Raw genomic sequence first — 12,850 nt, 5'->3', positions numbered from 1 at the left:
GTTGTGCGCGTCAGGGGTCGGGTCGGACGCGTACAGCCCACTTGTTGTCTCGGTCGCCGACGAGCACTTCCACCCGTACCTGCACTGGCTCGAGGCGCTGATCCACCAGACCGCCGACTCCCTCGACCGCATGCTGGGGCTGAAGCCGTGGTCGTGGAGAGCGCCGCGGGTGTGCCCAGGCGCTTGACTTGGGTCGCCGGGCCGGGTCTGATGCGGTGCCGGCGGGACGGGCCGCCCGGCAGCGAGGAGTCGCTCGACACTCATGGCCGATCTCGCTACTGAGCCCGAGCCGGCACGACCGACCGGGCACCCGGGGTGGGTCCGGGTCTGTCACTGGCTCGTGACCGTCAGCTTCCTGTCGCTGACCGTCAGCGGCTACGTGATCCTGATGTGCCACCCCCGCCTCTACTGGGGCGACGCGGGGAACGACCTGACGCCGGCGCTGTTCGAGTTGCCCATCAGCCGGAACTACCGACACGGCGGCTGGGAGGTGCACGGGGCGTTCGCCCCGGACGGCGACGGGCCGGTGAGCGCCACCCGCACCTACCTGACCCTCAACCAGAACAGCTGGGCACGAAGCCTCCACTTCCTGGCGGCGTGGGGCCTCGTCGTGCCCGGCACCGCTTACCTGGTGGCGGGCGTGTACACCGGCCACTTCCGCCGCCGCCTCTGGCCGGGTGACGGCGAACTCACCCCGGGCCGCCTCTGGCGGGACGCGGCCGACCACCTGCGGCCGTGGGCGCGGCCGGCCGGCAGCGGGTACGGCCTACTGCAGAAGTGCGCCTACAGCGCGGTCGTGTTCGTGGCGCTGCCGGTGGTCGTGCTCTCCGGGCTGGCGATGTCCCCCGCGATCACCGCCGGCTACCCGGTCCTCGGCCGCGTGTTCGGCGGCTTCCAGTCCGCCCGCACGGTCCACTACTTCGCCGCCGTCGTCCTGGTCCTGTTTCTCGTCGTCCACACGGTGATGGTCGTCCGCTCCGGGTTCCGGCGGCAGGTGCGGGCCATGACGATCGGGGGAACGAAATGAGCCGCGGGCGCCTCCTCAGCCGCCGCAACGTCCTCCTCGCCGGCGCGGCCGCCGCGGGCGGCCTGTTCCTCCCCCGCTGGGCGAGCCGCGACCTGCCGCCGACGTACGGCAACCTCTTGCGGATGGGCGACAACCTCACCTACGTCTCCCACCGCCTCCTCCTACCGGGGCAGGCGCTGGCGCGGGAGTACGGCCCCCGGGACATCACCTCGTTCCCGGTCATCTTTATCGACGACCGCTACCAGACCAACCCCGACCACCCCGTGCAGAGCGAGAAATACCGCCGGGATCACGCGGCCGGGCACCCGGACTACAAATTGACCGTCGAGGGGCTGGTCGCCCGCCCCCGGACGTACACGCTGGCCGACCTGAAGCGGTTCCCCGCGCGGACGCAGATCACGCGGCACACGTGCGAGGAGGGCTGGGCTGCGATCGGCGGCTGGACCGGCGTGCAACTGAACCGGGTGCTGGAACTGGACGCGGGCCTCCTCCCGGACGCCCGCTACGTCACCTTCCACTGCAAAGACGACTACGTGGACAGCATCGACCTGCTCGACGCCCTCCACCCGCAGACCATTCTGGCCTACGGCATGAACGGCGGCGCCCTGTCGGTGCCCCACGGGGCGCCGGTGCGGCTGCGGGTGGAGACCCAGCTGGGCTACAAGAGTATGAAGTACGTCGAGAAGATTGTCGTCACGAGCGAACTGGACGACGGCGGCGAGAAGGGGAACATCCAGAACGGCTGGGCGTGGTACGCGGGCATCTGAGCGCGGCCGCCCCCGCCCGAACGATTCACCGAGGGAGCGTGGCCGATGCCGCTGAGCGAACCCGACGCCGCCCGCCTGGACGACTACCGCTTCCAGCACGGCCCGGACGCGGGGAACCTGTCGCTGGTGCTGGACCAGCTGACGGACGCGATCACGGCGGTGAACCAGCACCTCGTCTACTACCGCCTCGGGCCGGGCTCGCGGCTCACGCCGCCGCCCGACCTGGCAGGCATCCTGGCCGTGCTGACCGACTCGAAGACGCTGGTGCAGGAGACACTGCTGCGGCTGAAATCCGCAGATTAAACCGGGTGGACCGGCTGGTTCGGGCCGAAGACTTCAACGGCTGCCGCAATGGCGTCATCGAACTTCTTGAAGTTGTCCGAGGTGCTGTCCAGCTTCGCCAGCGTGAACGTGCTGTCGTTGCCCAAGTCCTTGATCGACCCGCCTAACGAGAACAGCTTGTCGTTGCACCGTAAGAGCCGGTCGTGGAACCCGCCGTCGGTCATCAGCCGGTAGCCGGTCGGCCCGCGTTCCGCTGCGTAGAGCTTCGACACGGCCATGAAGTCTGCGTACCGCTGCTCTTGCTTCTTTCCTTGGCATTTGCTTTCTGGGTAGGTAATAAGCGTGACGACGGCGGACTTCGGCACTTCAACCAGATAGCGGGCAAAGAGTGTCTGGTCAAAGTAGCGGTCCATCCACATGACTTGTCCGTTCGCCGTCGCACATAGGTCACGCACCAGACAGTACGTCGAGAACGGCGTTACCGCATCGTGGATGGTCGAGTCGATGGGCGTCGGGATGGAGCAGAGGGCTTCCATCATGATTCCGTGGGCTGCGGGAGCGTGGTCGAATAAATCGCCGCCCTTCTCCCCGTAGGACCGGTTGACCAAGCCGAAAAGCGTCGTCAGAACCTTGTTCAGTTCGGCAAGGTAGTGGTGGTGGGGCTCCCCCTTACAGAACCGCTCAATTTCGCCGCTGAAAGTCCTGTGCTCAGCATAGAACCGGGCCGCAATCCTTTGCTTCTCCTCGGCATCGTATCCTTGTGGGGTTGCTGCGACCTTCAGAACCGGTCCGAAGAACTGTCCGAGTCGGTCGAGCATCACGGCCTGTTCACGTTTCCGGTTCATCTCTTGGGCCTCAGGCGGTTCCGGTTTCTTCGTTGGTTCAGCGGTATGACAATCCAGATGGGGGTATCGGTTCGGCTCACCATCTCTCACGCCCGTACGCCAAGTTGGATCAGGTCGCCGGTGAAGTTCGGGCGGTCGCCGGTCCAGTCGCCGACCTTGCCGCCGCCGCCGTTCACGCCCGACGCCAACCCCCGCGTCAGCACGTACCAGCAGAAGTAACAGTGATTGCTCGTCGCGCCCGGCAGCGCGGCCGGGTCGCGCGCCAGGATCTCCTCGCGGATCGCCGTCAGGCCGTCGCGGAACACCTTCCCCACGTACGGGTGCTCGCGGCCGGCGCGGATCACCTCCTCCGCCGACTGCGTGTGGACGTTGCCGATCGTCAGCTGGTCCAGGTCGGACGCGAAGCCGCAGCACGGCTTCACCTCGCCGCGCGGGTTCACGATCAGCGCCTGACCCGGGCCCTCGCAAAAGTCCTCCGCGAACCACTCGCCGTCCCACGGGTTGCCCGGTAAGCCCTCGGCCCGCTCCACCGTCGCCAGGTGGTTCCAGCACGCCGTCATCGTCAGGTCGTCGCTCACCAGCATGTAGCGGCCCAGCAGCTCCGACCACTCCACCACGGCGTCGAGGGCCGCGGCCAGGCGGCGGATGGGCTCCAACCCCTGGTCGGGGTGGCGGCTGGCGTAGCTCAGGCTCAGCACGTTGTCGCGGCCGAACACCCGCCGGCCGACCCGGCAGTACGTCGCCAGTTTGTCGATGTCGAGGCCGTGGAACTTGTCCACACTCAGGCCCAGCTTGCCGGTGAAGCCGGCGTCTCGCAACTCCGCGAGAGTCGATTCCAGGTGCGGCTCGTCGCGGAACCAGACGCCGTTGCTCATCAGCTTGTCGAAGCGGAAGCCGAGTTCGGCGGCGCGTCGGGTCAGGGCGACCAGGAACTCGGGGTACAGGAACGGCTCGCCGCCGGTGAAGCCGAGCACGCCGATGTCCGCGGCGTGCGCTTCTTCCAGGAAGCGAAGCCCGACGGGGATCGGCAGGCGGTCGGTCCACTCGATCGGCACGCAACAGTGCGGGCAGCTCAGGTTGCACTGGTACGTGCCGGCGAACGACAGGTACGTCGGGCGGAAGCCGCGGCCGGCGTCGGAGGCACGGGACCGCGAGCGGGAAGTGTCGGACATCGTTTGGACATGATACACGCCGCCGCTTGCGGGGTAGCGCTCCCCATCGCTACGCCGCAAGCGGCGGCGTTAGAACCGGCTCCGTCGCTCGTCCCCCCGTGTTACCCCCGGACGATTTCTCCTTGTGGGTAGTCCGGGGAACTGACACAATCTCTACGGGCGGCCGTCGGCCGCCGGCTGTCTCAGGAACGGGATGCGCCGATGCACCGCGGTTCGGTCCTCCGCCTCGCCTCCGCCGCCCTCCTCGCCGTAGCCGTCGGCTGGCTCGCTAGTTCCGGCGACCGCCACGCCGCGGCCCAGCCCGCCGCCAAAAAGGCCGCCGACAAGAAGGACGAGAAGGAGAAGGACACCCGCTCCCGCCGGGCCGTCGCCTCGCCGTTCAACTTCAACGTCGTCCGCGACGCCGGCCCGCGCCTCAAGGCCGCCCGCGACTACCTCGGGTTCAAAGAGATCCCCTGGAACACCGTCTGCCCCCTCGTCCAGAACATCCTCGACGGCCCCGACTCCTTCTACGACCCCGACGAGGACGACCCCCGCGGCGCACTCGCCAACAAGAGCTGGGGCGGCGTCCAGCACGAGGCCGAGCAGATTCTCGCCAAGTTCCCCAAGGAAGGACTCGAGTTCTACCAGCAGTCCTACGGCCAGACGGCGGCAAAGGTCCTGACCGACGCCGTGCAGAACGGCTACGACGTCGAGGGGCTCAAGGCCGTCACCAGCAAGTACTTCTACACGAAGGCCGGGGCCGAAGGGGCCGTGCTGCTCGGCTCCATCCAGCTGGAGCGCGGCGACTACGCCGACGCGGCCCGGCACTTCGGCCGGCTCATGACGCGGCCCAGCGGCGACGACTACCTCACCCCGCGCGTCCTGTTCCGGGCCGCCACGGCGTTCAAGCGGTCGCCGGAGAAGGAGCACCAGGCGCTGTACGCCGCGGCCGCCGACAAGCTGCAAAAGGCGACCGCCGCCACCGGCCTGACCATCGGCCGCAAGACGTTCACCGCCGAGCAACTCCGCGCGGAGCTGGAGCGGCCGGTCGGCACGGTCGAGCTGTCGGCGGCGGTCGGGCAGTTCGCCACCCACCGCGGCAACGCCCAGCGGAACCCCGCGTCGGACGCCGGCCCGCCGTTCCTGCTGAAGATGTTCTCGGTGGACATGCTCGACCCGAAGAAGGCGCCGGGCGAGGAGTGGATCACCCGGCAGCTCGAGTACCTGTTCGCCCGGGAGGACGCCACCCGGACCAACACCACGTTCCCGCTCCCCGGCTTCTTCCCCGTCGCCACCACCGACGTGCTGTTCCTCCGCCAGTACGACGGCGTCCGCGCCGTCGCCCTGCGCGACCAACAGGCGCACGGGCAGGTGGTGACCGCCGGCCGCGACCTCTGGGTGTCGCCGTCCACGTTCGGCCTCACGCAGATGACCGGCGACCGGTTCGACCCGGACCCGCTCCAGACGAAGGAGATGCGGACGAAGGTGGAACAGTGGTGGACGGCGTACCGCAACCAGGCCGCCGCCGCGTACCTGGCGGAGAACCCGCTCGTCGGCTCGCTGACGCACGACGGCGAGAACGTGTACTTCGTGGACGACATCGCCCTGCCGCCGCCGCCGGCCGTGCAGAACCCGAACATGGCGTTCGGCGGCATCGACCCGAACGCGGCGCAGATGCCGAACCGGATGAAGCTGGCCATCGAGTGCGGGCTGCTGGTGGCGGTGAACATCAAGACCGGCAGCCAGGTGTGGACGCTCGGCCGGACCGAGTCGCAACCCGGCCTGCCCCAGACGATCCCGCCACCGCCGCTGTCGGAGGAGGAGGCGGACAAGAGCACGAGCGCGTTCCACCTGTGCCAGAACGCCGTGTTCCTGGCCCCGCCGCTGGCCGTGAACGGCCGGCTGTACGTCCCGATCGAACAGGCCGGGTACATCCGGCTGCTGTGCCTCGACCCGACGACGCTGGTGCAGCCGCCGGGCTGGCGGGCGTCGGTGCCGGCGCTGGTGTGGCAGGTGAAGCTCGGCCGGGCCGGGGCCACCCTCGCCGGGTCGCCGGCGCGGCGCACCCAGGGCGCGTTCCTGGCCGCCGGCGACGGCATCCTGGTGTGCCCGACCAACTCCGGGGCCGTCGTCGGCATCGACCTGATGAGCCGCCGCATCCTCTGGGGGCACGTCTACAAGGAGAACACCGCCCCGCCGCCGAACACGAAGGTCGGGCCGGGCGGCGGGCCGATCATGATCAACGGCCGCGTCCCGCCGCCGGACCCGCTGCCGAAGGAGCGCTGGCGGGCCTCGGCCCCGGTGATCGCCGGCGGCCGCGTCCTCGTGAGCGGGTTCGACTCCGACGGCGTGGACTGCCTCGACCTGCGGACCGGGGCCCTGCAGTGGCGGGCGGCGCGGGCGTCCAGCGACCTGTACGTCGGCGGCGTCCTCCAGGACACGCTGATGATCGTGGGGAAGAACGAGGTCCGCGGGTACAAGCTGGCCGGTGCCGGCACCCGCGAGGCCGACTGGACGCTGGCGCTGGGCACCGCCTCGCCCACCGGCCACGGCGCCGCCGGGAAGAGCGCCTACTTCATCCCCGTCCGCCACGACTCCGGCGACGCCAAGCCGAAGGCCGACGGCAGGGCCGCCCCGGTCCTCGAAATCTGGGCCGTCACCGCCGACGGCAAGGTGTCGTCGAAGACCCAGGCCCGCGCCCCGTCCGACACGGCGGTCCGCTTCGGCATCGGCAACTTGGTGTTCCAGGACGGGCTCGTCGTGGCCCAGTCCGCGGCCGAGGTGTCGGTCTACCCGCAGCTCGACACGAAGCGCGCGGAGATGGACCAGAAGCTGAAGGCCAACCCGAACGACCCCGAAGGCCTGCTCGCCCGCGGCGACCTGCTCCAGGACGACGGCAAACTCCGCGAGGCGGTGACGGACTACAAGGCGGCGGAGAAGAACGCCCCGGCCGACCCGGCCGCCGCCGAGCCGCTCCGCCGCCGCATCCGCGAGCGGCTGTACCGGGCGTACACCGAACTGCTGCGGCAGAACTTCGCGGCGTCCGAGGGCTTCCTGGACGAGTACGCCGCCCTGTGCGAGAGCTTCCTCGAACCGAACGAGACGCCCGAGAACGCCGAGGAGCACGACGCGAAGGTGCTGGAGCGCCGCCGGCTGTACCTGTCGCTGCTGGCGAAGGGCCGCGAGGGGCAGGGCCGGCTGGACGAGGCGTTCGACAACTACATGCGGCTGTCCAAGCTCGGGGCCGACCTGCTCCAGCCGGACCCGGACGAGCCCTCGGTGCTGCGCCGCGCGGACGTGGCCGCCCGCGGCCGCATCCAGGCGATGATCGCCCGCGCCGCCCCGGACGCCCGCAAGGGGCTGGAGGGGCGCGTGGCCGCCGAGTGGGACGCGGTCAAGGGCGGCACCGACCTGGCCCGGCTCCGCGACTTCGTCGGCGTGTTCGGCCCGTACTTCCCCGCCGGCGCCGAGGCCGAGCTGCTCCTGGCCGACCGCCTCACGGCGACGAACGACGACACCGCGGCCCGCGAGGCGCAGCTCCACCTGCACCGCGTCCGCACCACGTCCGCCGACCCGAAACTGCGGGCGCGGGCGACCGCCGAGCTGGCCGGCCTGATGGTCAAGGCCGGGCTCCTCGACGAGTCCGTCCGGCTGTACCTCCAGCTCGGCACCGAGTTCAAGGACGTGCCCGTCGTGACCGGCAAGACGGGCGCGGACTACCTCACCGACCTGCTGACCGACCGCCGCCTGCTGCCCTACCTGGAGCCGGCTCGCTACCCACTGCCGACGCGGGTGCGCGTCGAGGACAAGTCGGGCGGCGGCGGCGGGGCGGGGCAGAACCTGCCGTCGAGCGAAGTCGTGCCGGCGGGCGAGTTCCTGCCCGAATTCCAGAAGGTGCGGTTCGCCCTGGAGATGAACCCGCAGACCGGCGCGTGGCAGCTCACCGGCTACGACCGCACCTCGGACGCGGCCCGGTACAAGTTCGGTGACATCGCCCAGTTCAACGTCAGCCAGAGCGGGACGCAGCAGAACACCGGCCGGGTGTTCCACGCCGGCGGCCGCGTGCTGGTGGCGCAGGTCGGCCCCACCGTGTACGGCTACGACCTGTCGAAGAAGGGGAACACGGCCGCGTGGAAGGTGTCGCTGACCGGCGACCTGCCCCAGAACAACGGCTACCAGGCGATCGCCCGGAACGCCGACGAGATCGAGATGATCTTCCACCAGGACGGCACGAAGTTGACGATCCGCACCACCGGCGTGGCCGTCCGGCCCGAGTACGCCTGCGTGCTGACCCGCGACGGGCTCGAGTGCTTCGACCCGGCCGACCGCAACCGCAAGTTCTGGACCCGCCGCTACGTCCCCGAGCGGACGCACGTGTTCGGCGACGACCAGTACGTCGTTCTCGTCGAGGTCGGGGCCGACCGCCGGCCGACGGGCGTGCGGGTGCTGCGGGCCGGCGACGGGGCCACGGTGCCCGGCGCCCCGGACACCGCCGAGGCGCTGGCCGCGGCCCGGTCGTACAAGGTGTTCGGCCGCACGGCACTCGTCCACGAGGCCGACGACGACGGCAAGCAGGTGCTCCGCCTCCTCGACCTGTCCACCGGCAAGGACGTGTGGAAGCGCGAGTACGACGACAAGGCCGTCGCGGTGAAGTCGCACGACCCGGCGTTCTGCGGCATGGTCCGCGGCACCGGCGAGGTGGACCTTCTCGACCCGCACACCGGCCGGCCCGTCGGCACCTTCAAGATCGACGCCGACCGCGTCGCCGACCACCTGGGCAAGTGCCGCGGGGCGCAGCTGTTCGCCGACGCAACGCGGTTCTACCTGGTGCTGGACCGCGACCGGAACGCCGGCGGGCTGGCCGGGCGGTTCGTGAACTACAACAACGGCCTGACCCTGCGGACGGCGGCGGTGGACGGCCCGATGTACTGCTTCGTGCGAGCCACCGGCGAGCGGGCGTGGTACGCCGACGGGCACTTCGAGAACCAGGTGCTGATCGTGGACCGGTTCGCCGACCTGCCGGTGCTGGTGGCCGGGCAGTGGGCGCTGCGGCCGGGCGGCGGCCCGTACGAGTTCCGGGCGGTGGTGGTGGAGAAGGAGCGCGGCCTGCTCCGCTACGCCTCGACGCAGCCGGACCAGATGCAAATGACGTTCACGACACTGACCGTGGACCAGCGGAACCGGTCGGTCGAGTTCTTCCGCCCGCGGAACGGCCAGGCCATGCGGGTGGTGGTGCTGCCGGACGTGGGGAAATAGGCTCGCGGCTTCGCGCCGGACACCGCGAAGCCGCCCGCGGCTAACCTGTGACCACCTGCGCTGTTACAAAAAGACTCGCCGGTCGTCCTCCTTCCAACCGCCTCTCCGTCGCGCGAACCCCCGCGGAGGCCCGCTCATGGACCGCCGACTGTTCCTCGCTTCGCTCGCCGGCAGTGCCGGCGGTCTCGCCCTCCCCGCCCCAGCCGCCGCACAGGGGCGGAAGCCGTCCGACGTGGAAGCCTGCGTCGACCGCGGGCTGGACTACCTCAAGCGCATCCAGAACGGCGACGGGCACTGGGAGGCCCAGGGCGGCCAGTACCCCACCAGCATGACCGGCCTCGCCGGCATGGCCATGCTCATGGAAGGGAGCACCGTCCGCGAGGGGCGGTACAGCGACCAGATCCGCAAGGCCGTGAACTGGTTCCTGGCCCCGCAGCGGGTCCGCGAGAACGGCCTCATCGGCGACCCGAACAACCCCACCGAGACGCAGCGGTACATGTACGGGCAGGGCTTCGGCACGCTGTTCCTCGCCTGCTGCTACGGCGAGGAGGAGGACGTGGCCCAGCGGAAGCGGCTGGAGGCGGTCGTCACCAAGGCCATCGACTTCATCGCCCGCGCCCAGACCCGCAAGACGCACCGCAAGGCCGAGGGCCGCGAGGTCGAGATCGGCGGCTGGGGCTACGTGTCCGCCACCGACAACAACAGCTTCGACGAGGGCTCGGTGACGATCACGCAGCTCCAGGCGCTGCGGGCGGCGCGGAACGCCGGCATCAAGGTGCCGAAGGAGACGATCGACAAGGCGCTGGCGTACCTGGAGGCGTGTACGACCAACGACGGCGGCATCGTGTACAACTACACCGGGAACTCGGCCAACGGGCAGGGCCGCCCGCCGCTGACGGCCGCGGCCATCTGCTGCGGGTTCAGCGGCGGCCAGTACCGCGGCGAGTTGCCGAAGAAGTGGCTGAAGAACTGCCAGCGGCACATCTGGCCGACGGTCGCCCGCGGCCGGGTGGCCCACGACGAGTACCAGACGTACTACTTCGCCCAGGCCATGTACGCCCTCGGCGACAACCGGTGGGCCGAGCTGTTCCCCGACGAGCCGGCCGAGACGCGGCTGACGTGGTCGAAGTACAAGGAGGCCATGTACCCGTACCTGATGGAGGCCCAGAACCGCACGGACGGCAGCTGGCAGAGCGGGTTCGTCGGCAACGTGTTCTCGACGGCCGTGAACCTGACCGTGCTCCAGCTGGAGAAGGGCATCCTGCCGATCTACCAACGGTAGGCGAACCGGCGGCGTCAGCCGCCGGGTGTCGCTACTCAAACCCCACACCCGGCGGCCGACGCCGCCGGTTCGCCAAGCACTCACCCCGAAGGCACCGCCACCGATGAGCCAAGCCGAGCTGGCCCAGACCGACCTGGACGCCGTCCGCAAGCTGAAGACGGCCTTCGACGACATCAAGCGGCAGCTCAGCCGCGTCATCGTCGGCCAGGACGAGGTGATCGAGGAACTGCTGATCGCCATGTTCAGCAAGGGGCACTGCATCCTCGAAGGGGTGCCCGGCCTCGCCAAGACGCTCATGATCGCCACGCTGGCCCGGTGCCTGTCGCTGGACTTCAGCCGCATCCAGTTCACCCCCGACCTGATGCCGTCGGACATCACCGGCACTCGCATCATCGAGGAGGACTCGGAGACGCGCCGCCGCGAGTTCAAGTTCCTCCCAGGGCCGCTGTTCGCCAACATCGTGCTGGCCGACGAGATCAACCGCACCCCGCCGAAGACGCAGGCCGCGCTGCTGGAGGCCATGCAGGAGAAGCAGGTGACCGTCGGCGGGCAGCGGCACAAGCTGACGAACCCGTTCTTCGTGCTGGCGACGCAGAACCCGATCGAGCAGGAAGGGACGTACCCGCTGCCCGAGGCGCAGCAGGACCGGTTCATGTTCAAGGTGTTCGTCAAGTACCCGAACTTCAAGGACGAGTTCGAGATCGCCCGCCGCACCACGGGCGTGGCCGTCGAGGAGATCACGCCGGTGCTGGACGGCCAGCAGATCATGGACATCCAGCACCTCGTGCGCAAGGTGCCGGTCGGCGACCACGTCATCCACTACTGCCTGGCGCTGGTGCGGCAGACGCGCATCGGCGAGCCGGGGGTGCCGAAGTTCGTGAAGGAGTGGCTGAGCTGGGGCGCCGGCCCGCGGGCGGTGCAGAACCTCATCCTGGGGGCGAAGGCGCGGGCGCTCTTGTACGGCCGGCCGCACGTGACGACCGAGGACGTGAAGGCGCTGGCGTACCCCGTGCTGCGGCACCGCATCCTGACGAACTTCACGGCCGCGTCCGAGGGCGTGACGACGGACACGGTCATCAAGAGGCTGCTGGAGGAGACGCCGGAGAAGGACGGCGAACTGCTGAAGGACGAGCGGTTCAAGAAGATTTTCGCCTCGTAGTTGGTTGTAATTTGTCAGTCGGGATTTGGGCCGGGATGTCACGCGCTCCCGGTCACCTGCCAAATTCCCACTCACCAGTTGCAAATTGCGACCCGCCGAACACCAACGACGAAGCGCGAAATGGCACGAGAACAAGACCCGAGAAGGTTCTTCGACCCCAAGACCATCGCCACCATCGGCCAGCTCGACCTGCGGGCGCGGTTCGTGGTCGAGGGGTTCCTCGCCGGCATGCACAAGAGCCCGATCTTCGGCCAGTCGGTCGAGTTCGTCCAGCACCGCGAGTACGTCCCCGGCGACGACCTGCGGCACGTCGACTGGACGGTGTGGTCCAAGACCGACCGCTACTACATCAAGCAGTACGAGGCCGAGACCAACCTGCGGTCGTACCTCGTGGTGGACGCCAGCGAGTCGATGCTGTACGGGGCCGACAAGGCGAAGAAGGCCGGCACCCTGTACAAGTACGACTACGCCGCCACGGCCGCGGCGTGCCTCACCTTCCTCACGGTGAAGCAGCAGGACTCGGTCGGGCTCATCACGTTCGACTCGGACGTGCGCCAGGTGCTGCCGCCGCGGAGCAGCCAGAACCACCTCGACGCGGTGGCGAAGGCGCTGCAGGTGAGCAAGCCGCGCGAGAAGACGAACCCGCTGAAGATCATGCAGCGCGTCGCCGAGTCGATGCCGAGCCGCGGCATGGTGACGATCTTCTCCGACCTGCTGTGCGACCGGGAGGCGCTGTTCAAGGGGCTCGAAATGCTCCGGCACCGGCGGCACGACGTGATCGTGTTCCACGTGCTGGACGACGACGAGCTGACGTTCCCGTTCGGCGGGATGACGAAGTTCGAGGGGCTGGAGGCGCAGCCGGACCTGCTGTGCGACCCGAAGGCGCTCCGCGACGGCTACCTGGAGGCGCTCGAAGAGTACCTGACGGAAGTGCGCCGCGGCTGCACCCGGATCGGCGTCGAGTACCAGTTGGTGCGGACCAGCGACTACCTGGACGCGGTTCTGAGCCGGTTCCTGTACCAGCGGATGTCGTCGCGCGCCAGCCCGGTGCGACGGTAGAACAAAACGGAGGCTTAAC

The 12,850-nt window shown here is 69.4% G+C and carries 10 protein-coding genes; 8 read left to right on the top strand and 2 right to left on the bottom strand.

Annotation, left to right across the window (positions count from 1 at the left end):
• Position 1: 1 nt before the first annotated feature.
• The 4 genes from ETAA1_RS07070 to ETAA1_RS07055 all read left to right on the top strand — a co-directional run bounded on the left by ETAA1_RS07070 (position 2) and on the right by ETAA1_RS07055 (position 2,097).
• Entirely contained in the window at positions 2-187 is a 186-nt protein-coding gene (locus ETAA1_RS07070) for a hypothetical protein (RefSeq protein ID WP_145235591.1), read from the top strand.
• A gap of 75 nt (positions 188-262) precedes the next feature.
• Positions 263-1,027 (top strand): cytochrome b/b6 domain-containing protein, encoded by a 765-nt coding sequence (locus ETAA1_RS07065; protein WP_145235588.1) that lies wholly within the window; start codon positions 263-265, stop codon positions 1,025-1,027.
• Positions 1,024-1,794 carry a molybdopterin-dependent oxidoreductase gene (locus tag ETAA1_RS07060; protein ID WP_145235585.1) on the top strand — a complete coding sequence of 257 codons (771 nt, stop codon included), beginning with the start codon at positions 1,024-1,026 and terminating at the stop codon, positions 1,792-1,794. Before ETAA1_RS07065 ends, ETAA1_RS07060 begins: the two co-directional genes overlap by 4 nt.
• 45 nt (positions 1,795-1,839) lie before the next feature.
• Entirely contained in the window at positions 1,840-2,097 is a 258-nt protein-coding gene (locus ETAA1_RS07055) for a hypothetical protein (protein WP_145235583.1), read from the top strand.
• Here the strand turns inward: ETAA1_RS07055 and ETAA1_RS07050 are convergent.
• Together ETAA1_RS07050 and ETAA1_RS07045 are read right to left on the bottom strand one after the other, a co-directional pair.
• On the bottom strand, positions 2,094-2,921 hold the full coding sequence (locus ETAA1_RS07050; protein WP_145235580.1) for a hypothetical protein: 828 nt from the start codon (positions 2,919-2,921) through the stop codon (positions 2,094-2,096). The two genes, ETAA1_RS07055 and ETAA1_RS07050, sit on opposite strands and share 4 nt — an antisense overlap.
• Before the next feature lie 86 nt (positions 2,922-3,007).
• Positions 3,008-4,093: a radical SAM/SPASM domain-containing protein gene (locus ETAA1_RS07045; protein WP_145235577.1), complete on the bottom strand. Its 1,086-nt coding sequence runs from the start codon at positions 4,091-4,093 to the stop codon at positions 3,008-3,010.
• A gap of 201 nt (positions 4,094-4,294) precedes the next feature.
• Between ETAA1_RS07045 and ETAA1_RS31600 the strand changes: the two genes are divergently transcribed.
• The 4 genes from ETAA1_RS31600 to ETAA1_RS07025 all read left to right on the top strand — a co-directional run bounded on the left by ETAA1_RS31600 (position 4,295) and on the right by ETAA1_RS07025 (position 12,831).
• Positions 4,295-9,331: a hypothetical protein gene (locus ETAA1_RS31600; protein WP_202920715.1), complete on the top strand. Its 5,037-nt coding sequence runs from the start codon at positions 4,295-4,297 to the stop codon at positions 9,329-9,331.
• A gap of 136 nt (positions 9,332-9,467) precedes the next feature.
• A complete protein-coding gene (locus ETAA1_RS07035) occupies positions 9,468-10,613 on the top strand; it encodes a prenyltransferase/squalene oxidase repeat-containing protein (RefSeq protein ID WP_145235574.1) in 1,146 nt (381 codons plus the stop codon).
• A gap of 103 nt (positions 10,614-10,716) precedes the next feature.
• Complete coding sequence (locus ETAA1_RS07030) at positions 10,717-11,772, top strand: AAA family ATPase (RefSeq protein WP_145235571.1); 1,056 nt, start codon at positions 10,717-10,719, stop codon at positions 11,770-11,772.
• 120 nt (positions 11,773-11,892) lie between these two features.
• A complete protein-coding gene (locus ETAA1_RS07025) occupies positions 11,893-12,831 on the top strand; it encodes a DUF58 domain-containing protein (RefSeq protein WP_145235568.1) in 939 nt (312 codons plus the stop codon).
• Positions 12,832-12,850: the final 19 nt, after the last annotated feature.

Source organism: Urbifossiella limnaea (assembly GCF_007747215.1).
In the GTDB taxonomy this organism is placed as follows: domain Bacteria; phylum Planctomycetota; class Planctomycetia; order Gemmatales; family Gemmataceae; genus Urbifossiella; species Urbifossiella limnaea.
The sequence above is the reverse complement of the archived record's forward strand: the minus strand, read 5'-3'. Positions and strand labels throughout refer to the sequence as shown.